This is a genomic window from Salmonella enterica subsp. diarizonae, from assembly GCF_008692785.1.
Taxonomy (GTDB): domain Bacteria; phylum Pseudomonadota; class Gammaproteobacteria; order Enterobacterales; family Enterobacteriaceae; genus Salmonella; species Salmonella diarizonae.
The window spans coordinates 293199-318398 of the sequence record NZ_VXJV01000001.1 but is presented as its reverse complement, the minus strand read 5'-3'; the positions used below and the strand labels follow the sequence as shown (position 1 = coordinate 318398).

The 25200-nt window shown below is 51.7% G+C and carries 19 protein-coding genes, 1 pseudogene and 1 CRISPR repeat array; of the genes and pseudogenes, 17 read left to right on the top strand and 3 right to left on the bottom strand.

The window, feature by feature from the left end:
- The first annotated feature begins 67 nt into the window (after positions 1 to 67).
- The 5 genes from mazG to F4V72_RS01555 all read left to right on the top strand — a co-directional run bounded on the left by mazG (position 68) and on the right by F4V72_RS01555 (position 6190).
- The gene (gene mazG / locus F4V72_RS01580) at positions 68 to 859 is read left to right on the top strand and encodes a nucleoside triphosphate pyrophosphohydrolase (RefSeq protein ID WP_053509154.1); all 792 of its coding nucleotides are present in this window, start codon (positions 68 to 70) and stop codon (positions 857 to 859) included.
- A 227-nt stretch (positions 860 to 1086) separates the two neighbouring features.
- The gene (pyrG, locus tag F4V72_RS01575; protein ID WP_136058035.1) at positions 1087 to 2724 is read left to right on the top strand and encodes a glutamine hydrolyzing CTP synthase; all 1638 of its coding nucleotides are present in this window, start codon (positions 1087 to 1089) and stop codon (positions 2722 to 2724) included.
- A gap of 82 nt (positions 2725 to 2806) precedes the next feature.
- Positions 2807 to 4105, top strand: a complete 1299-nt coding sequence (eno, locus tag F4V72_RS01570; protein ID WP_000036734.1) for a phosphopyruvate hydratase — start codon at positions 2807 to 2809, stop codon at positions 4103 to 4105.
- Between the two features lie 135 nt (positions 4106 to 4240).
- Entirely contained in the window at positions 4241 to 4912 is a 672-nt protein-coding gene (gene queE / locus F4V72_RS01565) for a 7-carboxy-7-deazaguanine synthase QueE (protein ID WP_023249286.1), read from the top strand.
- Between the two features lie 480 nt (positions 4913 to 5392).
- Entirely contained in the window at positions 5393 to 6190 is a 798-nt protein-coding gene (locus F4V72_RS01555; RefSeq protein WP_053529398.1) for an MBL fold metallo-hydrolase, read from the top strand.
- An 87-nt stretch (positions 6191 to 6277) separates the two neighbouring features.
- Here F4V72_RS01555 and queD read toward each other — a convergent pair whose 3' ends face one another.
- On the bottom strand, positions 6278 to 6640 hold the full coding sequence (gene queD, locus F4V72_RS01550; protein ID WP_053509151.1) for a 6-carboxytetrahydropterin synthase QueD: 363 nt from the start codon (positions 6638 to 6640) through the stop codon (positions 6278 to 6280).
- A 470-nt stretch (positions 6641 to 7110) separates the two neighbouring features.
- Between queD and cysJ the strand changes: the two genes are divergently transcribed.
- From cysJ to cysH, 3 genes are all read left to right on the top strand, one after another.
- Entirely contained in the window at positions 7111 to 8910 is a 1800-nt protein-coding gene (cysJ, locus tag F4V72_RS01545) for an NADPH-dependent assimilatory sulfite reductase flavoprotein subunit (protein ID WP_136058036.1), read from the top strand.
- Positions 8910 to 10622: an assimilatory sulfite reductase (NADPH) hemoprotein subunit gene (cysI, locus tag F4V72_RS01540; protein ID WP_136058037.1), complete on the top strand. Its 1713-nt coding sequence runs from the start codon at positions 8910 to 8912 to the stop codon at positions 10620 to 10622. The genes cysJ and cysI overlap by 1 nt, the downstream gene beginning before the upstream one ends.
- Positions 10623 to 10730: 108 nt before the next feature.
- Complete coding sequence (cysH, locus tag F4V72_RS01535; protein WP_023249290.1) at positions 10731 to 11465, top strand: phosphoadenosine phosphosulfate reductase; 735 nt, start codon at positions 10731 to 10733, stop codon at positions 11463 to 11465.
- Between the two features lie 87 nt (positions 11466 to 11552).
- Here cysH and sopD read toward each other — a convergent pair.
- Positions 11553 to 12514: pseudogene (sopD, locus tag F4V72_RS01530) on the bottom strand (SPI-1 type III secretion system effector SopD).
- A 441-nt stretch (positions 12515 to 12955) separates the two neighbouring features.
- Here sopD and cas3 point away from each other — a divergent pair.
- Genes cas3 through cas2e form a run of 8 tightly spaced genes read left to right on the top strand, consistent with a single transcriptional unit; the run spans position 12956 to position 21388 of the window.
- A complete protein-coding gene (gene cas3, locus F4V72_RS01525; RefSeq protein WP_136058038.1) occupies positions 12956 to 15619 on the top strand; it encodes a CRISPR-associated helicase Cas3' in 2664 nt (887 codons plus the stop codon).
- 11 nt (positions 15620 to 15630) lie between these two features.
- A complete protein-coding gene (gene casA / locus F4V72_RS01520; protein WP_136058039.1) occupies positions 15631 to 17187 on the top strand; it encodes a type I-E CRISPR-associated protein Cse1/CasA in 1557 nt (518 codons plus the stop codon).
- Positions 17184 to 17720 (top strand): type I-E CRISPR-associated protein Cse2/CasB, encoded by a 537-nt coding sequence (gene casB / locus F4V72_RS01515; protein ID WP_023249294.1) that lies wholly within the window; start codon positions 17184 to 17186, stop codon positions 17718 to 17720. Before casA ends, casB begins: the two co-directional genes overlap by 4 nt.
- A 13-nt stretch (positions 17721 to 17733) precedes the next feature.
- Positions 17734 to 18789, top strand: a complete 1056-nt coding sequence (gene cas7e, locus F4V72_RS01510) for a type I-E CRISPR-associated protein Cas7/Cse4/CasC (RefSeq protein WP_023249295.1) — start codon at positions 17734 to 17736, stop codon at positions 18787 to 18789.
- A 10-nt stretch (positions 18790 to 18799) separates the two neighbouring features.
- A complete protein-coding gene (gene cas5e, locus F4V72_RS01505) occupies positions 18800 to 19546 on the top strand; it encodes a type I-E CRISPR-associated protein Cas5/CasD (protein WP_079796116.1) in 747 nt (248 codons plus the stop codon).
- On the top strand, positions 19528 to 20178 hold the full coding sequence (cas6e, locus tag F4V72_RS01500) for a type I-E CRISPR-associated protein Cas6/Cse3/CasE (RefSeq protein WP_053509141.1): 651 nt from the start codon (positions 19528 to 19530) through the stop codon (positions 20176 to 20178). Before cas5e ends, cas6e begins: the two co-directional genes overlap by 19 nt.
- Positions 20175 to 21095, top strand: a complete 921-nt coding sequence (cas1e, locus tag F4V72_RS01495) for a type I-E CRISPR-associated endonuclease Cas1e (protein WP_053509139.1) — start codon at positions 20175 to 20177, stop codon at positions 21093 to 21095. Before cas6e ends, cas1e begins: the two co-directional genes overlap by 4 nt.
- A complete protein-coding gene (cas2e, locus tag F4V72_RS01490) occupies positions 21095 to 21388 on the top strand; it encodes a type I-E CRISPR-associated endoribonuclease Cas2e (protein WP_023249299.1) in 294 nt (97 codons plus the stop codon). Before cas1e ends, cas2e begins: the two co-directional genes overlap by 1 nt.
- 96 nt (positions 21389 to 21484) lie before the next feature.
- Positions 21485 to 22977: direct repeats of the CRISPR family, unit length 29 nt; unit sequence GTGTTCCCCGCGCCAGCGGGGATAAACCG.
- A 14-nt stretch (positions 22978 to 22991) separates the two neighbouring features.
- On the opposite strand, the gene F4V72_RS01485 is transcribed toward cas2e, so the two are convergent.
- Positions 22992 to 24038: an aminopeptidase gene (locus F4V72_RS01485; RefSeq protein WP_136058040.1), complete on the bottom strand. Its 1047-nt coding sequence runs from the start codon at positions 24036 to 24038 to the stop codon at positions 22992 to 22994.
- A gap of 250 nt (positions 24039 to 24288) precedes the next feature.
- Here F4V72_RS01485 and cysD point away from each other — a divergent pair, with 250 nt between their 5' ends.
- Positions 24289 to 25197, top strand: coding sequence for a sulfate adenylyltransferase subunit CysD (gene cysD / locus F4V72_RS01480; RefSeq protein WP_000372384.1), 909 nt, complete (start codon positions 24289 to 24291; stop codon positions 25195 to 25197).
- Positions 25198 to 25200: the final 3 nt, after the last annotated feature.

Genomic DNA, 25200 nt, shown 5'->3' with positions numbered 1-25200 from the left:
TACGCCATCCGGCGTTTTTCGCCCGATGGCGCTTTGCTCATCGGGCCTATGTTTTCAGGATATTTTAATGAATCAAATTGACCGTCTGCTTAATATCATGCAGCGCCTGCGCGACCCGGAAGGCGGCTGCCCGTGGGATAAAGAGCAGACCTTTGCCAGCATTGCGCCCTATACGCTTGAAGAAACTTATGAAGTACTGGATGCGATTGCGCGTGAGGATTTTGACGATTTGCGCGGCGAACTGGGTGACCTGTTGTTTCAGGTGGTGTTTTACGCACAGATGGCGCAGGAAGAAGGCCTTTTCGATTTTAATGATATCTGCGCTGCCATCAGCGACAAACTGGAGCGCCGCCATCCCCATGTTTTTGGGGAGCTTTCCGCGAATAATAGCGAAGACGTATTAGTCCGCTGGGAGCAAATAAAAACGGAAGAACGTGCGCAAAAAGCGCAGCATTCCGCGCTGGATGATATTCCACGCAGTTTACCGGCCTTAATGCGTGCACAAAAAATACAGAAACGGTGTTCAAACGTGGGCTTTGACTGGACGACGTTGGGACCGGTCGTCGATAAGGTCTATGAAGAGATCGATGAAGTCATGTTTGAGGCGCGGCAGGCGGTTGTTGATCAGGCTAAACTGGAAGAGGAAATGGGCGATTTGATCTTTGCCACGGTCAACATGGCGCGTCATTTAGGTACGAAAGCGGAGCTCGCATTGCAAAAAGCAAACGATAAATTTGAACGTCGTTTTCGCGAAGTTGAACGCATTGTCGCAGCCAGAGGCCTGGAAATGACCGGGGTGGACCTGGAAACAATGGAAGAAGTTTGGCAGGAGGTAAAACGCCAGGAAATTGATCTCTAAAGGTTTTAGGCGGTCAAGAGCGATTTGTGTGATTTTTTAAATAACAAGCGCTTGATTTACGTCAAAAACATTTACCTCAAAGGGGCTATTTTCTCACTCCCTATGTGAATATCAGCCTGACGAAGAGGAGGAATAATGAAAGTTTGTGGCGTAGGTCATGTTCGGGTATACTGCTTTCCCGTCCTGGTTATTCCATCGTCTTTTAAACCTAACTTCTCAGGTTCCGCATGACAACGAACTATATTTTTGTGACCGGCGGGGTCGTATCCTCTCTGGGTAAAGGCATTGCCGCAGCCTCCCTCGCAGCCATTCTGGAAGCCCGTGGTCTCAACGTGACCATCATGAAACTGGATCCGTACATCAACGTCGATCCGGGTACTATGAGCCCAATCCAACACGGGGAAGTGTTCGTTACTGAAGACGGCGCTGAAACCGACCTGGACCTGGGGCACTACGAGCGTTTCATCCGCACCAAGATGTCTCGCCGCAATAACTTCACGACTGGCCGTATCTACTCCGACGTTCTGCGTAAAGAACGCCGTGGCGACTATCTGGGCGCAACCGTACAGGTGATCCCTCACATCACTAATGCGATTAAAGAGCGTGTGCTGGAAGGCGGCGAAGGCCATGATGTGGTACTGGTGGAAATCGGCGGTACCGTCGGCGATATCGAATCGCTGCCGTTCCTTGAAGCGATTCGTCAATTGGCGGTGGATATCGGTCGTGAACACGCGCTGTTTATGCACCTGACGCTGGTGCCTTACCTGGCGGCAGCGGGCGAAGTGAAAACTAAACCGACTCAGCACTCCGTGAAAGAGCTGCTGTCTATCGGTATTCAGCCCGATATTCTGATTTGTCGTTCCGATCGCGCGGTTCCTGCCAACGAGCGTGCAAAAATTGCATTGTTCTGTAATGTGCCGGAAAAAGCCGTTATTTCAATGAAAGATGTCGATTCCATTTATAAAATTCCAGGCCTGTTGAAATCTCAGGGGCTTGATGATTATATTTGTAAACGATTCAGCTTGAACTGTCCGGAAGCAAACCTGTCTGAATGGGAACAGGTCATTTACGAAGAAGCAAACCCGGCAGGCGAAGTGACTATCGGCATGGTAGGCAAGTACATTGAATTGCCGGATGCCTATAAGTCGGTGATCGAAGCGCTGAAGCACGGTGGTCTGAAAAACCGTGTTACCGTCAACATCAAATTGATCGATTCGCAAGATGTTGAAACGCGCGGCGTCGAAATTCTGAAAGATTTGGACGCTATCCTGATCCCTGGCGGTTTCGGCTATCGTGGCGTTGAAGGTAAAATCGCCACTGCGCGCTATGCGCGTGAAAATAATATTCCTTATCTGGGCATTTGCCTGGGGATGCAGGTTGCGTTGATTGAGTTCGCTCGTAACGTGGCCGGTATGGACAACGCCAACTCAACGGAATTTGTGCCAGACTGTAAGTACCCGGTTGTGGCGTTAATTACCGAGTGGCGTGATGAAGACGGCAACGTTGAAGTCCGTAGCGAGAAAAGCGATCTGGGCGGCACTATGCGCCTGGGCGTGCAGCAGTGCCAGCTTAGCGATGACAGCCTGGTACGTCAGTTGTATGGCGCGCCGACGATTGTTGAACGTCATCGCCATCGCTACGAAGTCAACAATATGTTGTTGAAACAAATTGAAGCAGCGGGTCTGCGTGTCGCAGGCCGTTCCGGTGATGATCAGTTAGTCGAGATCATTGAGGTACCGAATCATCCGTGGTTCGTGGCCTGTCAGTTCCATCCGGAATTTACTTCCACGCCGCGTGATGGACATCCGTTGTTCGCCGGCTTTGTTAAAGCCGCCAACGAGCATCAGAAACGTCAGGCGAAGTAAAAAAGTTAGAACGGCGGTGCACCCTCAGCGGTGCACCGTTTGTCTGAAGTTTTAGTTTAACTAGTGACTTGAGGAAAACCTAATGTCCAAAATCGTTAAAGTCATCGGTCGTGAAATCATCGACTCCCGTGGTAACCCGACTGTTGAAGCTGAAGTACACCTGGAAGGTGGTTTCGTAGGTATGGCGGCGGCTCCGTCAGGTGCTTCTACTGGTTCCCGCGAAGCGCTGGAACTGCGCGATGGCGACAAATCCCGTTTCCTGGGTAAAGGCGTAACCAAAGCTGTTGGCGCGGTTAACGGCCCGATCGCTCAGGCTATTCTTGGCAAAGACGCTAAAGACCAGGCTGGCATCGACAAAATCATGATCGACCTGGACGGTACTGAAAACAAATCTAACTTCGGTGCAAACGCTATTCTGGCTGTCTCTCTGGCTAACGCCAAAGCTGCTGCTGCCGCTAAAGGTATGCCGCTGTACGAGCACATTGCTGAACTGAACGGCACTCCGGGCAAATACTCCATGCCGGTTCCGATGATGAACATCATCAACGGCGGCGAGCACGCTGACAACAACGTCGACATCCAGGAATTCATGATCCAGCCGGTTGGCGCGAAAACGGTTAAAGAAGCCATCCGTATGGGTTCTGAAGTTTTCCATCATCTGGCAAAAGTGCTGAAAGGCAAAGGCATGAACACCGCTGTGGGTGACGAAGGCGGCTACGCGCCGAACCTGGGCTCCAACGCTGAAGCACTGGCTGTTATCGCTGAAGCGGTTAAAGCGGCTGGTTACGAGCTGGGTAAAGACATCACCCTGGCGATGGACTGCGCAGCATCTGAATTCTACAAAGACGGTAAATACGTGCTGGCTGGCGAAGGCAACAAAGCGTTCACCTCCGAAGAATTCACCCACTTCCTGGAAGAGCTGACCAAACAGTACCCGATCGTTTCCATCGAAGATGGTCTGGACGAGTCTGACTGGGACGGTTTTGCCTACCAGACCAAAGTACTGGGCGACAAAATCCAGCTGGTTGGTGACGACCTGTTCGTAACCAACACCAAAATCCTGAAAGAAGGCATCGAGAAAGGCATCGCTAACTCCATCCTGATCAAATTCAACCAGATCGGTTCTCTGACCGAAACTCTGGCTGCAATCAAGATGGCGAAAGACGCTGGCTACACTGCTGTCATCTCTCACCGTTCTGGTGAAACTGAAGACGCTACCATCGCTGACCTGGCTGTTGGTACCGCTGCAGGCCAGATCAAAACCGGTTCTATGAGCCGTTCTGACCGCGTTGCTAAATACAACCAGCTGATTCGTATCGAAGAAGCTCTGGGCGAAAAAGCACCGTACAACGGTCGTAAAGAGATCAAAGGTCAGGCGTAATCCTGCTTTTACCTCTTAACGTATAAACCCGCTTCGGCGGGTTTTTTTGTATCTGTTCAATAGCGCAGCCGCTGCGCATGACCGGGCAGACGAAATCTGCAATAATTAACGATTATCCCCTTAACAGAGAACGCTATGCAGTACCCGATTAACGAGATGTTCCAGACCCTACAAGGCGAGGGTTACTTTACCGGCGTCCCCGCTATTTTTATTCGTTTACAGGGATGTCCGGTTGGCTGTGCCTGGTGCGATACCAAACACACCTGGGATAAACTTAGCGATCGGGAAGTTTCCCTGTACAGTATCCTTGCAAAAACCAAAGAGAGCGACAAATGGGGTGCTGCGAGCAGTGAAGATCTGCTGGCGGTGATTAATCGTCAGGGCTATACCGCGCGTCACGTTGTCATCACCGGTGGCGAACCCTGTATTCACGATCTCATGCCGCTCACCGATCTGCTTGAAAAGAATGGTTTTAGTTGTCAGATTGAGACCAGCGGGACGCACGAAGTGCGCTGTACGCCCAATACCTGGGTAACGGTTTCACCAAAAGTGAATATGCGTGGGGGATATGACGTGCTTTCCCAGGCACTGGAGCGCGCCAATGAAATCAAGCATCCCGTTGGGCGAGTTCGTGATATTGAGGCGCTGGATGAACTGTTAGCCACGTTGAGCGATGATAAACCGCGTGTGATTGCTTTGCAGCCCATTAGCCAGAAAGAAGACGCGACGCGTCTGTGTATTGAAACTTGTATTGCGCGTAACTGGCGGCTGTCTATGCAAACGCATAAATATTTAAATATCGCCTGATGCGCTATCAATTTTACGGACGGCCTGTCGTTGCCGTCTGTGACTCATCCATTACCTTGCATTCTTTATTTTCTCTATGTGAATTTTGATGAGTGTATAGAAGCACTGATAAATTTTTCCTTAGCGATGCATGGATCACGCTATTTTAGTAAATTTAAAGAAAAAAACATTCTATGAGTTTTTTGCATCAAAATCAGTAAATTAACTTTTCTTTAATAATTTAAATTTGTTGTGATTAGGTCGATAGAATGTAGTGCTTATAAAAAGCACTTCATAAATAATGAGATACATTTACTGTGTTCCCCACGCCCGCGGGGATAAACCGGAACAGCAGGGCTTAACGCCAAAAGACCTGGAGTGTTCCCCGCGTCAGCGGGGATAGCCGTTGCATAATCATAATCTGTATACCAGTAATGGCTTATACAAACCTGTAAAGTAAAAAAAACATCTTCCCGGTTGGGTTTTATACAGGAGAGGGGCATGGCGTTAACGATCAGAGTATTGCTCGAAAATCATAAGGGAGCGGGAGCGAATCAATCGTTGAAGGCCAGACCGGGATTAAGCCTGTTGGTCCAGGATGAATCTACGTCGATATTGTTCGATACCGGCCCTGATGGCAGTTTTATGCAAAATGTGTTGGCAATGGGGATCGATCTATCCGATGTGTCTGCTGTGGTGCTTTCGCATGGTCACTACGATCATTGCGGCGGCGTGCCGTGGCTTCCTGATAACATCCGAATCATCTGCCATCCAGATATTGCGCGCGAACGCTATGCGGCAATGACCTTTCTCGGTATTACCCGAAAAATAAAAAAATTGTCGCGTGAAGTGGACTATTCACGTTACCGAATGGTGTACACGCGTGACCCTTTGCCGATTGGCGAAAACTTTATCTGGTCAGGGGAAATACCGATGGTCGTGCCTGAAGCCTACGGAATTTTTAGCGACCACGATGCGGAGCCAGACTCTATTTTGGACGAGGGCGTACTGATTTACCAGTCGACAAAAGGATTAGTCATCATTACGGGATGCGGGCATCGTGGGATCGCAAATATTGTTCGGCACTGTCAGAACATTACCGGTATAAAACGGATTTACGCGCTTGTCGGCGGATTTCATCTCCGCTGCGCATCTCCATTTACGCTGTGGCGGGTCAGGCGCTTTTTGCACGAACAAAAACCGGAAAAACTATGCGGTTGCCACTGTACCGGGGCCTGGGGACGGTTGTGGTTGCCGGAAATAACCGCACCTGCAACCGGCGATGTGCTGCGCTTTTAACACAGTGCTCAAGGCAATGTTTTCTCTGATGAAACGCCGTGTGGATGGGCTGGAATCAATCCGGCATCCAGCCCATACTTCTTAAACCTACTCGCCGCGATAGACGCAGCCGGCTGTACAGGTCTCTTTCACCATAACGGCGCTCAGTAGCGGCACGACGGGTTTAACCTGATCCCAAATCCATTTTGCCAGTACTTCGCTGGTGGGATTGGACAGCCCTGGAATATCATTCAGATAGTAGTGATCAAGACGATCGTAAGTGGGTTTAAACGCCGCTTTCAGATCCGCGAAATCTATGATCCAACCGGTATGCGGATCGACTTCACCGGTAATTTCCAGACGCACCGTAAACGAGTGTCCGTGCAGACGGCCGCACTTATGCCCTTCAGGCACGTGAGGCAGTCGGTGAGCGGCTTCAAAGGTGAAATCTTTATACAACGTGGTGGACATGATGAACTCTCAGGCAATAAAAAACCGCCGTAGGGTACCGGAAAGCGCATTTTTTATCATTAACTAAAACCATTCTCCGCTCTGTGACAGGCAATTAATTTAAGGCTTTCCAGAAAATTTAATAATTATCAATCAATTATAAAATCGGTTTTGGCGTTAATAACGATAACTAAAACAGGTTAGTTCATTTGGTTATGTGTTATTTCCAACCCTTCTTTAATTGTTATTGCTCTCACCGTTAATCTTATCCTCAGTTTGGGTTTTATCGCTTATACACTTCATTCTTCAAGCCGCATTTGTGTTGACTGCGTTTACTCACCCCAGTCACGTACTTATGTATGCTCCTGGGATTCGCGTTCTCGGCTTACAGCAGCCAGCACAAGCGCTGTTCAAAACGCTAAAGCGTTTTGTGATGCAACTTGAATGATTTTGTGTATAGATCCGCTTTGCTTACTGGAACATAACGACGCATGACGACACCGGCTCCACTGACTGGGTTGCTTCCGCTTAATCCGGAGCAACTGGCGCGCCTCCAGGCCGCGACAACCGACCTTACTCCCGAACAGCTTGCCTGGGTCTCCGGCTATTTTTGGGGCGTACTGAACCCGCGCTCAGGCGCTGTTGCCGTAACACCTGCTCCTGAGGGGAAGATGACGGGGATTACGCTTATCTCCGCTTCGCAAACCGGCAACGCGCGTCGTGTGGCGGAAGCTCTGCGTGATGATCTGCTGGCGGCCAACCTTAATGTGACTTTGGTGAACGCTGGCGACTACAAATTCAAACAGATTGCCAGTGAAAAACTGCTGGTGATGGTGACGTCCACTCAGGGAGAAGGCGAGCCGCCGGAAGAGGCCGTCGCGCTACATAAATTCCTGTTCTCCAAAAAAGCGCCAACGCTCAACGACACCGCTTTCGCTGTTTTTAGCCTGGGTGATACGTCATACGAATTTTTCTGTCAGGCCGGTAAAGATTTTGACAATAAGCTGGCGGAACTCGGTGGCGAACGCCTGCTGGATCGCGTGGACGCCGATGTGGAATATCAGTCTGCCGCCGCACAATGGCGCGCGCGGGTGGTTGATGTCTTAAAATCCCGCACGCCGACGGCGACGTTTGCACAGCCTGTTGCCAGCGGCGCGGTAAATGAAATCCACACCAGCCCCTATACCAAAGAAGCGCCTCTGTGCGCCTCGCTCTCGCTGAATCAGAAAATCACTGGCCGCAACTCGGAAAAAGACGTTCGTCATATTGAGATTGATTTAGGCGACTCCGGTCTGCGTTATCAGCCGGGTGATGCACTGGGCGTCTGGTATCAGAACGATCCCGTGCTGGTTAAAGAGATCGTGGAACTGCTGTGGTTGAAAGGCGACGAATCGGTAACCGTTGATGGCAAACTGCTGCCGTTGGCGGAGGCGCTCCAGTGGCATTTCGAACTGACGGTGAATACCGCCAATATTGTCGAGAACTACGCGACCCTGACGCGCAGTGAGTCTCTGTTGCCGTTAGTAGGCGACAAAGCGCAGTTACAGCATTACGCCGCCGTCACGCCCATTGTTGATATGGTGCGCTTCTCACCGGCGCAACTGGATGCCGACGCGTTAGTTGGCCTGCTGCGTCCGCTAACGCCGCGTCTGTACTCTATTGCATCGTCACAGGCGGAAGTCGAGAACGAAGTCCATCTCACCGTCGGCGTTGTCCGTTACGATATCGAAGGACGTGCTCGAGCAGGCGGTGCTTCCAGCTTCCTTGCCGACCGTATTGAAGAAGATGGCGAAGTACGCGTGTTCATCGAGCATAACGACAATTTCCGTCTGCCGACGAGTCCGGAAACGCCGGTCATTATGATTGGCCCCGGCACCGGTATCGCGCCGTTTCGCGCCTTTATGCAACAGCGTGCCGCGGAGGATGCGCCGGGCAAAAACTGGCTGTTCTTCGGTAATCCGCACTTTACCGAAGATTTTCTCTACCAGGTGGAGTGGCAGCGCTACGTGAAAGAGGGGCTGTTAAGCCGTATCGATCTCGCCTGGTCACGCGATCAAAAAGAAAAAATTTACGTACAAGACAAGCTGCGTGAGCAGGGCGCCGAGCTGTGGAGCTGGATCAATGATGGTGCGCATATTTATGTCTGCGGCGACGCCAATCGCATGGCGAAAGACGTTGAGCAGGCTTTGCTGGAAGTGATAGCTGAATTCGGCGGTATGGACCTCGAATCGGCAGACGAATATTTAAGTGAGCTGCGCGTAGAGCGCCGTTATCAGCGAGATGTCTACTAATGAGCGAAAAACATCCAGGCCCACTGGTGGTCGAAGGTAAACTGTCCGATGCCGAGCGCATGAAGCTGGAAAGCAACTATTTGCGCGGTACCATTGCGGAAGATTTAAATGACGGCCTCACCGGCGGTTTTAAAGGCGACAACTTTCTGCTGATCCGCTTTCACGGTATGTATCAGCAGGACGACCGCGATATCCGCGCCGAGCGTGCGGAACAGAAACTGGAACCGCGCCACGCCATGCTACTGCGCTGCCGCCTGCCGGGCGGGGTGATTACTACGGCGCAATGGCAAGCGATCGACAAATTTGCGGCGGATAACACGATTTATGGCAGTATCCGTCTGACCAACCGCCAGACCTTCCAGTTTCACGGTATTCTGAAGAAGAACGTAAAGCCGGTACATCAGATGCTGCACGCCGTCGGGCTGGACGCGCTGGCCACCGCCAATGACATGAATCGTAACGTGCTGTGCACTTCCAATCCCTACGAGTCGCAGTTGCACGCCGAAGCCTACGAATGGGCGAAGAAGATCTCTGAACATCTGCTGCCGCGTACTCGCGCCTATGCGGAGATCTGGCTCGATCAGGAAAAAGTGGCGACCACCGACGAAGAGCCGATCCTCGGTCAGACCTATCTGCCGCGTAAATTCAAGACCACGGTGGTGATCCCGCCGCAAAACGATATCGATCTGCATGCCAACGACATGAACTTTGTGGCAATTGCCGAGAATGGCAAGCTGGTCGGCTTTAACCTGCTGGTCGGCGGCGGACTATCGATTGAGCATGGCAATAAGAAAACGTATGCCCGTACCGCGAGCGAATTTGGCTATCTGCCGCTGGAGCACACCCTGGCGGTGGCGGAAGCTGTGGTGACCACGCAGCGCGACTGGGGCAACCGTACCGACAGGAAAAACGCCAAAACCAAATACACCCTTGAGCGCGTGGGACTGGAGACGTTTAAAGCGGAAGTCGAGCGGCGCGCGGGGATCACATTTGAACCCATTCGTCCGTATGAATTTACCGGGCGTGGCGACAGGATTGGTTGGGTGAAAGGCATTGATGATAAATGGCACCTGACGCTGTTTATCGAGAATGGCCGTATTCTGGATTATCCGGGTCGTCCACTGAAAACCGGCCTGCTGGAGATCGCGAAAATTCATCAGGGCGAGTTCCGTATTACCGCTAACCAGAACCTGATCGTTGCCAGCGTGCCGGAAAGCCAGAAAGCGAAGATAGAGAAGCTGGCGCGTGGCCACGGTCTGATGAACGCCGTGACGCCGCAGCGTGAAAACTCGATGGCCTGCGTCTCTTTTCCGACTTGCCCGTTGGCGATGGCCGAAGCTGAACGCTTCCTGCCGTCGTTTATCGATAAGGTGGAAGCGATGATGGCCAAACACGGCGTGGGAGATGAACATATCGTTCTGCGCGTAACCGGCTGCCCGAACGGCTGTGGCCGCGCGATGCTGGCGGAAATTGGCTTAGTAGGGAAAGCGCCCGGCCGTTATAATTTGCATCTTGGCGGTAACCGCATCGGGGGTCGTATCCCACGGATGTATAAAGAAAATATCACCGAGCCGGATATTCTGGCCTCGCTGGATGAACTGATTGGGCGTTGGGTGAAAGCGCGTGAAGTGGGTGAAGGCTTCGGCGACTTTACGGTGCGTGCGGGCATCATTCGTCCGGTACTCGATCCTGCGCGTGATTTCTGGGAGTAACGCGCATTGCCGGATGGCGGCATAAATGCCTTATCCAGCCTACCGTCATGTCGTTTTGTCGGCCTGATAAGCGCAGCGCCATCAGGCAAGGCAAACAGTGAGGAACTTATGTCCCAACTCGATCTCAACGCTTTGAATAACCTGCCAAAAGTAGATCGCATTCTGGCTCTGGCAGAAACTAACGCCGAACTGGAGACGCTGACTGCCGAAGAACGCGTGGCGTGGGCGCTGGAAAATCTGCCCGGCGAATATGTGCTTTCTTCAAGCTTTGGCATACAGGCGGCGGTGAGTCTCCATCTGATAAACCAAATCCGTCCGGAAATCCCGGTGATTCTTACCGATACCGGCTATTTGTTCCCGGAAACCTATCAGTTTATTGATGAGTTAACGGATAAACTCAAACTCAACCTGAAAGTTTACCGCGCGGGCGAAAGTCCGGCCTGGCAGGAGGCGCGCTACGGCAAGCTGTGGGAGCAGGGCGTAGAAGGTATTGAGAAATACAATGAGATCAACAAAGTCGAGCCGATGAACCGGGCGCTGCAAGAATTAAACGCGCAGACATGGTTTGCGGGCCTGCGCCGCGAGCAGTCCGGCAGCCGCGCGCATTTATCTGTTCTCGCTATTCAACGCGGCATTTTTAAAGTGCTACCGATTATCGACTGGGATAACCGCACGGTATATCAGTATCTGCAAAAACAGGGTCTGAAATACCACCCGCTGTGGGAACAAGGCTACCTGTCGGTGGGCGATACGCATACTACCCGCAAGTGGGAACCGGGCATGGCGGAAGAAGAGACGCGCTTCTTCGGACTGAAACGTGAGTGCGGGCTACATGAAGGGTAATTGTCCTTACGCGGTATGATTATACTTGCCACTATGAAAAATCCGGCAGGCTGCCGGATTTTAAATCGGTTATTTTACTCAATATCATTATGTCAGTAATATATTGCGACTGCACTCATTTTTACCAATATGCAAAGAATGTTCATGCGCTAGATATATTCTTTCAAGAATTACATCAATAAACATTTTATTTTTATGATAGCCGTTATAATCCTGATTAAGTTCATTTAAAAAACCTGCATTTGTTCCTTTAAAATCTACAAGCGGCGTATAGGTATGTAGCAAATAGGAGATGCATGGATGCATGGATGCATCATGCTAAAAGCGACTTCACCTTCTACTTCCTGATAACCTATTTTGCAAAACTGAGTTGTAGGCTCAAAGTTACCTGCATTAATACAGGTCAGCATCGACTTTTCATTTTCAGTAAGTGAGTCCTGCCATTCAACAAGCTGGTGGTCGGGCGCTTCTGCGGGACGCATCATCCCATAAACCGCCTCTTTGATTTGTGCATTGCCAGTGACTTCTTTTCGTAGGGTCGATACCGATCCCTGAAGTAACTCTGGGTGCCAGGTAATCGTCGCGCCAATCACCTCGCATATTTGTAAAAATAGCTGTCTCTCCTCTCTACTCATAGATTCTACTACTACATTATCTGAGGTATTGAGGATATCCTGAATCTTGCTTTGGCTGATCACCGTGTCGCCGACCATAAATAAAAGTTGTGTCTGAGAGGCATCCATCTCAATCTTAAACAGATCCTGGTGAGCGGGACAGGCTAAATGTTGTAACCGTTTAAACGCGTAAATTTTACTCATATCCTCTACGTTGACTTCCATTTCTCCAGGTTCCCCAGGACCCCGCCCGTGAATAATGGCGTATAATACTTCCAGCGCATGGTCCTTTTTTTCCGATCTAAAGTGGTCCCGGACTTTATCCCAGTTCCCCATATGGGTTGCTTTTTCTTTATCTGCACTTAGCAGATGAGCAAGCCGAGTTTCATTAAGCGTATAATTTTGATGGTTACCGAAATTTAGAGTGACTGGCATAATTTTTCCTTCAAATTTATATTATTCAACTTCGGGGGTAAAATATGCCGTTCAGTTCACTATTCTTTTATTAAAACAGCCAGAGTTGATCGCAGGAGATAATCTGAACAGCACTGTAAATATAGCAGATTTATTGTTGGCGCTACTTTGGAGTGAAGAGATTTCAGACAAAAGGTAGATAATTCGTTGAGGATGTTCGTTTTTTTAAAGTTTGGCTTATGCCGGAGGCATTGAAAGAGGTCTCTTCGAATGCCTTTTCCAGAAGAAATGGCGGGGAATTTTATAATAATTATTCGTGAAATAAATGCTTTGGCAAAAAATATAAAGTTGAGAGGAAATATTTAAATGTAATATTAAGAAGTGTAATTTCGTGAGGTGTATCAAAAAAAAAGATCATTAAAAAGGCGTAGAGTATTTTATTATTATCATACGGGAGTTTACGTGTCGATATATCATTACTGGGGAAAGTCCCGGCAGGGGGAGCCTGACGGCGGCGATGATTATCATTTGCTTTGCTGGCATTCTTTAGATGTTGCGGCTGTGGGTTACTGGATGGTGATAAATAATATTTATTTTATTGACCACTATCTAAAAAAATTAGGCCTTCAGGATAAGGAGCAGGCAGCGCAATTTTTTGCCTGGATTTTATGCTGGCATGATATTGGGAAATTTGCTCACTCCTTCCAGCAACTATACCGTCATGAGGCTTTAAATGCCTTTAATGAGCCTACACGGCATTATGAAAAAATCGCGCATACCACGCTGGGATACGAGTTGTGGAACTCCTGGCTAAGTGAATGCCCTGAATTGTTTCCTCCTTCCTCGCTTTCAGTTCGTAAAAGTCAGCGCGTTATGACGCTTTGGATGCCAGTCACTACAGGCCATCATGGACGCCCTCCAGAGGCAATCCAGGAACTGGATCAGTTTCGCCAGCAGGATAAAGACGCGGCGAGAGATTTCCTTCTCAGCATAAAAGCGCTCTTTCCTTTAATTACTCTGCCTGAAGCCTGGGATGAAGATGAAGGTATCGCCCAATTTCAGCAACTTTCCTGGTTTATTTCCGCTGCGGTTGTACTGGCGGACTGGACAGGTTCTGCCAGTCGTTATTTTCCGCGTACCGCGGAAAAAATGCCTGTTGATACCTACTGGCAGCAAGCGCTCGTTAAAGCACAAACTGCTATTACGCTATTTCCGCCAGTGGCGAATGTGTCTACCTTTACGGGCATAGAGACGCTTTTCCCTTTTATTCAGCATCCCACACCGTTACAACAAAAAGCGCTTGAACTGGATATCAACGTGGATGGCGCGCAACTCTTTATTCTGGAAGATGTCACCGGGGCCGGAAAAACAGAGGCGGCGCTCATACTGGCTCATCGGCTGATGGCGGCAGGTAAAGCGCAGGGACTTTATTTTGGGCTGCCAACAATGGCGACGGCTAACGCGATGTTTGAACGCATGGCGAATAGCTGGCTGGCGTTGTATCAGCCGGATTCTCGTCCCAGCCTGATTCTGGCGCATAGCGCGCGTCGCTTAATGGATCGTTTCAATCAGTCAATATGGTCGGTCACTCTTTCTGGTACCGAAGAAGCCGATGACGTACAGCCTTATAGTCAGGGATGCGCCGCCTGGTTTGCCGACAGCAATAAAAAAGCGTTGTTGGCGGAGGTTGGCGTAGGCACGTTGGATCAGGCGATGATGGCGGTAATGCCATTTAAACATAACAACCTGCGGTTACTGGGACTCAGCAATAAGATTTTACTGGCGGATGAGATCCATGCCTGCGATGCCTGGATGTCCCGAATACTCGAAGGCTTGATTGAACGGCAGGCCAGTAATGGCAATGCCACGATTCTGTTATCCGCGACGCTATCGCAGCAGCAGCGAGATAAGCTGGTGACGGCGTTTTCCCGTGGGGTGAGGCGTAATGTGCAAGCGCCGTTGCTGGGCCATGACGATTATCCCTGGCTGACTCAGGTCACACAAACAGAGCTGATTTCTCAGCGGGTTGATACACGTAAGGAGGTTGAGCGTAGCGTAAACATTGGCTGGCTACACAGCGAAGCGTTGTGTCTTGAACGTATAGGCGAAGCAGTGGAAAAAGGAAACTGTATCGCCTGGATACGTAACTCCGTTGATGATGCGATTCGTATCTATCGCCAGCTTCAACTGAGTAAGGTTGTCGCTGCGGAAAACCTCTTACTCTTCCATAGTCGCTTTGCTTTTCACGATCGTCAGCGGATTGAGACCCAGACGCTGAATCTCTTTGGCAAACAGAGCGGGGCGCAACGTGCCGGTAAGGTCATTATCGCCACGCAGGTAATCGAACAAAGTCTGGATATTGACTGCGATGAAATGATCTCTGATTTAGCGCCGGTGGATTTATTAATTCAGCGGGCCGGCCGGCTACAGCGCCATATTCGTGACCGTAACGGTCTGGTGAAAAAGAGTGGGCAGGATGAGCGCGAGGCGCCAGTGCTGCGCATTCTTGCTCCGGAGTGGGATGACGCGCCGCGGGAGAACTGGTTATCCAGTGCCATGCGCAACAGTGCCTATGTCTATCCCGATCATGGGCGCATGTGGCTGACGCAGCGCATATTACGTGAGCAGGGGGCCATTCGGATGCCGCAATCTGCCCGATTGTTAATCGAGTCAGTTTACGGCGAAGATGTCGACATGCCGGTTGGATTTGCAAAAACCGAGCAATTGCAGGAAGGCAAATTTTATTGCGACCGGGCATTTGCCAGCCAGATGCTGCTTAACTTTGCGCCGGGCTATTGTGCGGAAATTAGCGACTTTCTGCCGGAGAAACTTTCGACACGCCTGGCGGAAGAGTCGGTTACGTTGTGGCTGGCGAAAGTGGTGGATGATGCGGTGACTCCTTATGCGCCAGGCGGGCACCCGTGGGAGATGAGCGCTCTGCGAGTACGTAAGAGCTGGTGGGAAAAACATAACGGTGAGTTTGAACGGTTAGAAGGTGAATTATTTCAACAGTGGTGCGTTGAACAACACCAGAATAAGGACCTTGCCATCGTGATTGTGGTAACGGACTCAGCAGCATGCGGTTACTCGGCGACAGAAGGTCTGACCGGGAAGATGGAGGCGTAATAAGAGTCTATATGAAAAGTTTTTCACTATTAACGAATTGCTGGCTTCCCGTCCGTTTCAACGACGGCTCGACGGGTAAGCTGGCCCCCGTCGATCTGGCGGATGAAAACGTGGTGGACATCGCCGCAACGCGAGCCGATTTACAGGGAGCGGCCTGGCAGTTTCTGCTGGGGTTGCTGCAATGCAGCATCGCGCCGAAGAATAGCGCCCGCTGGGAGGATATTTGGTTGGATGGGCTAACAGAGAAAATGCTGCGTGAAGCATTAGCGCCGTTAGAGCATGCCTTTCAGTTTGGCGCGGAAACGCCGTCTTTTATGCAGGATTTTGAACCGTTAACCGGTGAAAAAGTGACCGTTGCCTCGCTGCTTCCGGAAACGCCTGGCGCGCAAACGACCAAATTTAATAAAGATCATTTTGTCAAACGTGGCGTAACGGAACGATTTTGCCCGCACTGCGCCGCGCTGGCGCTGTTCTCGTTACAGCTTAACGCCCCTTCTGGCGGCAAAGGCTACCGTACCGGGCTACGCGGCGGCGGGCCGATGACCACGCTAATAGAATTGCAGGCGTATCAGAGCGAGCGGCAAACGCCGTTGTGGAGAAAGCTGTGGCTGAACGTAATGCCGCAGGATGCTGCGGATCTGCCGTTACCTGCGACCTGTGACGCGTCGGTTTTCCCGTGGCTTGCCGCAACACGAACCAGTGAACAGGCGAGCGCGGTGACGACGCCAGAGCAGGTTAATAAGCTGCAGGCATACTGGGGAATGCCGCGCCGTATCCGTCTTGATTTTACGACCACACAGCCAGGCGCCTGCAATATCTGCGGTGCTGACAGTGATGAGCTGCTGAGCGTTATGACCGTTAAGAACTATGGCGTTAATTATGATGGCTGGCGCCATCCGCTGACGCCCTATCGTCTGCCGGTGAAAGAGGGGAGTGGATTCTTCTCGGTTAAACCTCAGCCTGGCGGGCTTATCTGGCGCGACTGGCTGGGATTAAGTCAGGAAAACCATACAGAAGCGAATAAAGAATATCCGGCGCTGGTTGTGAAAGTGTTTAACGCGCGTCGTCTCAGGGATGTCAAAGCGGGGCTATGGGGTTTTGGCGCGGATTTCGACAATATGAAAATTCGCTGCTGGTATGAGCATCACTTTCCGTTACTGATGACGGAAGGTCTGATCCCTGATTTACGCAAAGCAGCACAAACCGCCGCCCGTCTCCTTAGTCTGCTGCGCAGTGCGCTAAAAGAAGCGTGGTTCGCCAGTGCGAAGGATACGCGGGGTGATTTCAGTTTTATTGATATCGATTTCTGGAACCTGACGCAGGGACGTTTTCTCAATCTGATCCACGATCTTGAAAACGGACACAAGCCGGACGAAAGGCTGACTAAATGGCAACGCGAACTTTGGCTATTTACCCGGCGCTACTTTGACGACCATGTCTTTACCAGCCCTTATGAGAGTAGCGATCTGAAACGCATTATGACGGCACGAAAAAAATATTTTACGACATCGGCGGAAAAACAAAGCGCAAAAGCCGCCAAAGCAAAAAAGCAGGAGGCTGCTGAATGAGTATCGTGAAGGACGATCATAATGCCACGCTGCGCCAGTGGCATGAAGAGTTACAGGAACAGCGCGGCGCGCGGGCCAGTCTGCGACGCAGCGTAACGGTGAACGACGTTTGCTTGTCGGAAGGATTCCGCTCCCTGCTGATGCAGACCCATACGCTATGGAAAATCGAAGGGCAGGAGTGGCGCTTTACCGCGCTGGCGTTGACGGCGGCAGTAGCGGCCCATATCAAATCGATAGATGAGCGGCAAAAATTCGCCGCACAGCTAAATAACGTCATGTCGGAGCTACGATTTTCCCGACTTTGCGCGGTAAAAACCCCCGATGAACTGCTGCGCCAGCTCCGACGCGCGGTGAAGTTGTTAAATGGCACAGTCAACCTGATTTCGCTGGCGGAGGATATTTTCCACTGGTGCCAGGAAAATAATGAGTTGCTGAACCACCATCGCCGCCAACAGCGGCCAACCGAATTTATCCGTATCCGCTGGGCGCTGGAATACTACCAGGCCGGCGATGACGATAACGAAAAAGATTAACAGGGACTCTCAAATGACAACGTTTATTCAACTCCATTTATTAACCGCTTATCCTGCCGCCAACCTCAACCGTGACGACACCGGCGCGCCAAAAACGGTAGTGCTTGGTGGCGCAACGCGTTTGCGTATCTCTTCGCAAAGCCTGAAACGCGCATGGCGCACCTCTGAATTGTTTGAACAGGCGCTGGCCGGGAATATCGGTATTCGCAGCGGGCGCATCGCGCGTGAAGCGGCGCAAATCCTGATTGATAGCGGTATTGACGCCAAAAAAGCGGTTGAATATGTGGAAAAAATCGCCAACTGTTTTGGTAAAATAAAGGCAGACAAGAAAGCGAAAGATCCATTAACGAACGCGGACACCGAGCAACTGGTGCATATCAGCCCTGCTGAGTTTGAGGCGGTAAAAGCGCTGGCACACCGTCTGGCGGAAGAAAAACGTCCGGCGACGGAAGAAGAGGCTGCACTGTTGCGTCACGATCGTATGGCCGTCGATATTGCGATGTTTGGTCGTATGCTGGCCAATAAACCCGATTTTAACGTTGAAGCCGCCTGCCAGGTTGCGCACGCGTTTGGCGTCAGCGAAACTATCGTCGAAGATGATTTCTTTACCGCCGTTGACGATCTGCGCGCCGCCTCCGATGATGCAGGCGCAGGCCATCTCGGCGAAACCGGCTTTGGCTCCGCGCTGTTTTACACCTATATCTGCATCGACAAAGATCTGCTGGTAAAAAACCTTAACGGCAATGAAGAGCTGGCAAACAAAACGCTGCGGGCCTTTACTGAAGCGGCGCTGAAAGTCTCGCCGACCGGCAAGCAGAACAGCTTTGCCAGCCGTGCCTATGCCTCGTGGGCGCTGGCCGAAAAAGGCACCGACCAACCACGTTCACTGGCGGCCGCGTTTTATGAACCGATCAACGGTACAGACCAATTGAACGTTGCGGTTAAGCGTATTACCGCGCTGCGTGAAAATATGAATGCGGTCTATGCACAGGAGACTGCGTTCAAAGACTTTAACGTTATGAATCAGCAGGGAAGCATGAAAGACATGCTTGATTTCATCTGCGCGTAAGGGGCGGCTTATGAGCCAATATCTGGTTTTTCATCTTCACGGGCCGATGGCGTCCTGGGGCGTGGATGCGCCAGGCGAAGTGCGCCACAGCCATGATCTGCCCTCGCGCTCGGCGTTGCTGGGGCTGCTGGCGGCGGCGCTGGGTATTCGGCGTGATGAAGAGGAACGGCTAAGTGCGTTTAATCGTCACTATTCCTTTTTGCTGTGCGCCAGCCGCAACCCTCGCTGGGCGAGGGATTATCACACCGTCCAGATGCCGAAAGAGGTACGTAAGGCACGTTACTTCAGCCGCTGTGAAGAGTTGCAGGATCCTGAGTTACTGAGCGCGCTGATTTCCCGACGCGACTACTACACCGACGCCTGGTGGATGATCGCTGTCAGCGCGACGCCGGACGCACCTTACACGTTGGCGCAGCTTCAGGCGTCGTTACAACATCCTGTGTTCCCGCTGTATCTGGGGCGCAAAAGTCACCCTCTGGCGTTGCCGCTTGCGCCGCAACTGCTGGAAGGGAGTGCGGCGGATGTGTTACGCGAAGCGTATCGTCAGTATCAGGATAAATTCAATGCGCTGAAACTGACTCTCCCCAGATTACAGAACGAATGCTGGTGGGAAGGTGAACACGAGGGCTTAACGGCAAACAAAATATTACGTCGTCGCGACATGCCGTTGAGCCGCCAGCAATGGCTGTTCGGTGAACGTAGCGTGAATCAGGGGCAGTGGCTTCGCAAGGAGGACGCGTGTATCTCTCAAGAATAACTTTACATACTGCTCAGCTTGTTCCCTCGCAGCTACTTCACCTTGTGGAGCGCGGCGAGTACGTGATGCACCAGTGGCTATGGGAGCTCTTTCCCGGCGGCAAGGAACGGCAGTTTCTCTATCGTCGTGAAGAGCTACAGGGGGCGTTTCGCTTTTTTGTTCTGTCACAGGAACGGCCAGCGGAGAGCGCGATTTTCGACGTACAGTGTCGCCCATTTGCCCCTGAGCTAAGTGTTGGTCAGATACTACGTTTTACCCTGCGCGCAAATCCAACCATTTGTAAAGCGGGTAAGCGCCACGATCTGTTGATGGAGGCGAAGCGTCAGGTAAAAACGCAGCCTGATAGTCGGGATATCTGGACTTATCAGCAGCAGGCAGCGCTGGAGTGGTTATCGCGCCAGGGTGAACAAAATGGATTCTCTCTGCGCGAGGCAAGTGTCGATGCTTATCGGCAACAGCAGATACGACGCGAAAAATCCCGGCAGATGATTCAGTTTAGCAGTGTGGACTATGCAGGTGTGCTGGTGGTGAATAACCCTGTGCTGTTTCTGCAACGGCTGGTGCAGGGATACGGTAAAAGCCGGGCATTTGGCTGCGGGATGATGTTGATCAAACCCGGAGACAGTGAGTGACGTTCGTACCGCTCAATCCGATCCCGTTAAAAGATCGAACCTCAATGATCTTCCTCCAATACGGGCAGATTGACGTACTGGATGGGGCATTTGTCTTAATCGATAAAACCGGGATTCGTACGCATATCCCGGTGGGGTCGGTCGCCTGCATCATGCTTGAACCGGGAACGCGAGTTTCACATGCCGCAGTACATCTGGCGTCAACGGTCGGCACCCTGTTGGTATGGGTGGGAGAAGCTGGCGTGCGGGTTTATTCTTCCGGGCAGCCAGGCGGAGCGAGAGCAGATAAATTACTCTACCAGGCAAAACTGGCGCTGGATGACGATTTGCGTCTGAAGGTAGTGCGTAAAATGTACGAGTTGCGCTTTCGCGAACCGCCGCCAGCCCGCCGCTCTATTGAGCAGTTGCGTGGTATTGAAGGTAGCCGTGTGCGGGCGACCTACGCGTTGCTTGCAAAGCAATACGGCGTTAAGTGGAATGGCCGTAACTACGATCCTAAAGACTGGGAAAAAGGCGATGTGGTAAATCGATGCATCAGCGCAGCGACATCATGTTTGTATGGGATTTCCGAGGCGGCGGTGCTGGCGGCGGGTTATGCGCCTGCAATCGGTTTTATTCATAGCGGAAAACCGCTGTCTTTTGTTTATGACATTGCTGACATTATTAAATTTGAATCTGTCGTGCCAAAGGCATTTGAGATCGCCGCTCGTCATCCGGCGGAACCTGATAAAGAAGTGCGTCTGGCCTGCCGTGATATTTTTCGCAGTTCGAAGCTGACCGGAAAATTGATCCCACTGATCGAAGAGGTGCTCGCTGCCGGTGAAATTGAACCACCTCAGCCTGCGCCGGATATGTTGCCGCCAGCAATACCTGAGCCGGAATCTCTGGGTGACAGCGGACATCGGGGGCATGGTTAATGAGCATGGTGGTGGTGGTGACTGAAAACGTACCGCCGCGCCTGCGAGGGCGGCTTGCCATATGGTTACTGGAGATTCGTGCGGGGGTTTATGTTGGCGATACATCAAAACGCATTCGGGAGATGATCTGGCAACAGATTACACAACTGGGTGGAGTCGGAAACGTAGTAATGGCCTGGGCAACAAATACGGAGTCAGGTTTTGAGTTCCAGACCTGGGGGGAGAACCGCCGTATTCCGGTAGATTTGGATGGACTCAGATTAGTTTCTTTTCTTCCCGTTGAAAATCAATGAGTTGAACGTTCTTTAATAATAAGAAATTGTTATCTTAATGTTGGTGGATTGTTGGGTGGCAAAAAAGGCTTTCTGGAACAAATATATAGATTTAGTGTGTTCCCCGCGCCAGCGGGGATAAACCGAAACCAACAGCCGGTGATGTGGGTGCATTGCCGTGTTCCCCGCGCCAGCGGGGATAAACCGCGGTGAATTTCAGTAACGGCAATCCGGACGCTGTGTTCCCCGCGCCAGCGGGGATAAACCGATGAGAACCCCGCCGACGCGGGGTTTTTGCTAGTGTTCCCCGCGCCAGCGGGGATAAACCGGCGGCGCATATACTCTCCGGCCAGCTCCATAGGTGTTCCCCGCGCCAGCGGGGATAAACCGGATATTGCCGTGGCTTTGGGGTATTCGAAAACGTGTTCCCCGCGCCAGCGGGGATAAACCGCGCAGCGCCGTGCTGGTATCACTGACGAGCAGGTGTTCCCCGCGCCAGCGGGGATAAACCGATACTGGCGCGCCATTACCATCGCCCTGGCTGGTGTTCCCCGCGCCAGCGGGGATAAACCTGGCTTTCGGATCACCGCTAGCCCACGCATCGCGTGTTCCCCGCGCCAGCGGGGATAAACCGAGTCTGGCAGACCGCAGCACCCTTCCCAGCGAGTGTTCCCCGCGCCAGCGGGGATAAACCGCGACGGGAATCTGTGAGAGGTGTATCCTGACAGTGTTCCCCGCGCCAGCGGGGATAAACCGTTTCCCTTGCCGTTGTTGTACTCAAACCAGTGGTGTTCCCCGCGCCAGCGGGGATAAACCGCAGGAAGTGCCGGGATATGTGGACGAAATACGGTGTTCCCCGCGCCAGCGGGGATAAACCGACCCGTTTAAATACGCGTGGGCAAAACAGGAGGTGTTCCCCGCGCCAGCGGGGATAAACCGCCAGTCTTGATACTGCTGTGTGTTCTTCCCGTGTGTTCCCCGCGCCAGCGGGGATAAACCGGGTGGTACGGCCTTGATAGTCTTCACGACACCGTGTTCCCCGCGCCAGCGGGGATAAACCGGTTCGATCCTGTATCAGGTCGGTGGTCTTGATGTGTTCCCCGCGCCAGCGGGGATAAACCGTTCAGCAGGACCCCGCACAGCACCCCGGAGATGTGTTCCCCGCGCCAGCGGGGATAAACCGTCCACGATAACCTAGGCTGGGTTGAAAGGGCAGTGTTCCCCGCGCCAGCGGGGATAAACCGGATAAACTGACCCACCCCCGTTACGGGCTGGGGTGTTCCCCGCGCCAGCGGGGATAAACCGGTGGACGACCTTGAGCATTGATTTAGGTTACGGTGTTCCCCGCGCCAGCGGGGATAAACCGTGCAGCCCGGAATTGTCGATATAACCAACCAGGTGTTCCCCGCGCCAGCGGGGATAAACCGATGATTTTCTCCTCAATTACCCGCTATAATACGTGTTCCCCGCGCTAGCGGGGATAAACCGTTTGCGCTCGCTGACGTCAACAGCTTCTACGCGTGTTCCCCGCGTCAGCGGGGATAAACCGCTGCCGGTCAGGCTGCTGAAGTTACTGTGGTCGTGTTCCCCGCGTCAGCGGGGATAAGCTATTTTTACCAGCAGATCAGGATGTCTTTTCCGTCTTCGCCAGCTCTTTTACTAGCGGCAGTATTATCCGTACTACGTCGCGACTACGGCGCTCAATTCGTCCTGGCAGCGCCTTGTCAATATGCTGTTGATTATCAAGCCGTACGTCGTGCCAGCTATTGCCGTTCGGGAAGGAAGCATTTTTCGCGCGTTGCTGGTATCCGTCTTTTTTACCCAGATTCCAGTTTGTCGCCTCAACGGAAAGCACAGAAATTCCCGCTTTATCGAAAACCTCCGCATCATTACAGCAACCCGTTCCTTTGGGGTAGGACGGATTGAGCCCCGGATTGGTGCTGGCGGCGATACCATAACGGCGCGCAATCGCTAATGCTCGATCGCGGGTCAGTGTACGCACCGCTTCCGGCGTATTTTTCCCGCTATTAAAATAGAGCTTGTCGCCAACAATCAGATTATCGAAATTAATGACCAGCAGCGTATTTTTCTTCTCAGCGTCACTCATTCGTTTGAGTAAATTTTCCGCGCCTGGCTTTCCCTCTTCTTCCCCGCTGGTGGCGATAAAACGAATCCCATAATGGGTCGGTATATCTTTCAGACGCGCCGCCAGTTCCAGCATAACGCCTAATCCCGCGGCATTATCATCCATTCCCTGTAACGTTAAACCGCCCAGATTGGCATCAACATCGGCATCGCTCTGCGGAGCGTAGGTATCCAGATGCGCCATGATGATGATCTGTTGCGGCACGCGCCCTTCATGGGCGGCAATGACCGTACTGCCCGTCACGTTATGCCAGTTTTTGCGATTATCCTTCGTGGTATAAATAAATCGGCTATTAAACGTTCGAATATCGCTTTGGTATCCCATCTGGGTAAATTGTTGGCGTAAATAATCGGCAGATAACATCTCGGCGGGGGAGCCAGTCATTCTCCCGGGAAAAAAGGTGGCGATATGTCGTGCCTGAGTATTCGCTATTTCACCAGGCCCTGGTGATGCTGCTTGTGCAGGAAGGATAAAGCCTACGCCGAGCGCCAGAATGACGGTAAAACGGCGCGTTGCGGAAAACATAATGAGTCCTTAAATACAGAACAAAATTTTACCCGGTTAGTATGAAACTGCGATCGTGTTAACACAATTTCATTTGCTCCTAAATGCCGGGAATCCGGTACGTTAAGCATTTTTTGATATTGGTTTTTGGGCCGCGTTATTCCTTTGAGGAACTACTCATTCCAATTCGTCATTTCATTCACTCTCCTGCGCTCCCTATAGTCGTGTAATCGAAATGTTTAGCAAAAAACGGTATTGCAAAGGAACGGTTATGGATCAAAAACGACTCACCCACCTGCGGCAACTGGAGGCGGAAAGTATCCACATTATCCGTGAAGTGGCAGCGGAATTCGCTAATCCGGTCATGCTGTACTCCATTGGTAAAGACTCCAGCGTCATGCTGCATCTGGCGCGTAAGGCGTTTTATCCGGGTACGTTACCGTTCCCGCTATTGCACGTTGATACCGGTTGGAAATTCCGTGAGATGTACGCCTTTCGCGATCGTACCGCCAACGCATACGGCTGCGAATTGCTGGTACATAAAAATCCGGAAGGCGTGGCGATGGGCATCAATCCGTTCGTTCACGGTAGCGCTAAACACACCGACATTATGAAAACCGAAGGGTTAAAGCAGGCGTTGAATAAGTACGGTTTTGATGCCGCGTTCGGCGGCGCAAGGCGCGATGAGGAAAAATCCCGCGCGAAAGAACGTATTTACTCCTTTCGTGACCGTTTCCATCGCTGGGACCCGAAAAACCAGCGGCCGGAGTTATGGCGCAACTATAACGGTCAGATTAATAAAGGCGAAAGTATACGCGTCTTCCCGCTCTCCAACTGGACAGAGCAGGATATCTGGCAATACATCTGGCTGGAAAACATCGACATTGTGCCGCTGTATTTGGCTGCTGAACGCCCGGTTCTGGAACGTGACGGCATGTTGATGATGGTGGATGACGATCGTATCGATCTCCAGCCTGGCGAAGTCATCAAAAAAAGGATGGTGCGCTTCCGTACACTTGGCTGTTGGCCGCTCACCGGGGCGGTGGAATCCCATGCGCAAACGCTGCCGGAAATTATCGAAGAGATGCTGGTTTCCACCACCAGCGAGCGCCAGGGGAGGATGATTGACCGCGATCAGGCGGGGTCGATGGAGCTTAAAAAACGTCAGGGGTATTTCTAAGGA

Excerpts from the sequence above, each read along its gene's own strand:
- mazG (WP_053509154.1), top strand. The coding sequence starts at position 68 with ATGAATCAAATTGACCGTCTGCTTAATATCATGCAGCGCCTGCGCGAC.
- pyrG (WP_136058035.1), top strand. The coding sequence starts at position 1,087 with ATGACAACGAACTATATTTTTGTGACCGGCGGGGTCGTATCCTCTCTG.
- eno (WP_000036734.1), top strand. The coding sequence starts at position 2,807 with ATGTCCAAAATCGTTAAAGTCATCGGTCGTGAAATCATCGACTCCCGT.
- queE (WP_023249286.1), top strand. The coding sequence starts at position 4,241 with ATGCAGTACCCGATTAACGAGATGTTCCAGACCCTACAAGGCGAGGGT.
- F4V72_RS01555 (WP_053529398.1), top strand. The coding sequence starts at position 5,393 with ATGGCGTTAACGATCAGAGTATTGCTCGAAAATCATAAGGGAGCGGGA.
- queD (WP_053509151.1), bottom strand. The coding sequence starts at position 6,640 with ATGTCCACCACGTTGTATAAAGATTTCACCTTTGAAGCCGCTCACCGA.
- cysJ (WP_136058036.1), top strand. The coding sequence starts at position 7,111 with ATGACGACACCGGCTCCACTGACTGGGTTGCTTCCGCTTAATCCGGAG.
- cysI (WP_136058037.1), top strand. The coding sequence starts at position 8,910 with ATGAGCGAAAAACATCCAGGCCCACTGGTGGTCGAAGGTAAACTGTCC.
- cysH (WP_023249290.1), top strand. The coding sequence starts at position 10,731 with ATGTCCCAACTCGATCTCAACGCTTTGAATAACCTGCCAAAAGTAGAT.
- casA (WP_136058039.1), top strand. The coding sequence starts at position 15,631 with ATGAAAAGTTTTTCACTATTAACGAATTGCTGGCTTCCCGTCCGTTTC.
- casB (WP_023249294.1), top strand. The coding sequence starts at position 17,184 with ATGAGTATCGTGAAGGACGATCATAATGCCACGCTGCGCCAGTGGCAT.
- cas7e (WP_023249295.1), top strand. The coding sequence starts at position 17,734 with ATGACAACGTTTATTCAACTCCATTTATTAACCGCTTATCCTGCCGCC.
- cas5e (WP_079796116.1), top strand. The coding sequence starts at position 18,800 with ATGAGCCAATATCTGGTTTTTCATCTTCACGGGCCGATGGCGTCCTGG.
- cas2e (WP_023249299.1), top strand. The coding sequence starts at position 21,095 with ATGAGCATGGTGGTGGTGGTGACTGAAAACGTACCGCCGCGCCTGCGA.
- F4V72_RS01485 (WP_136058040.1), bottom strand. The coding sequence starts at position 24,038 with ATGTTTTCCGCAACGCGCCGTTTTACCGTCATTCTGGCGCTCGGCGTA.
- cysD (WP_000372384.1), top strand. The coding sequence starts at position 24,289 with ATGGATCAAAAACGACTCACCCACCTGCGGCAACTGGAGGCGGAAAGT.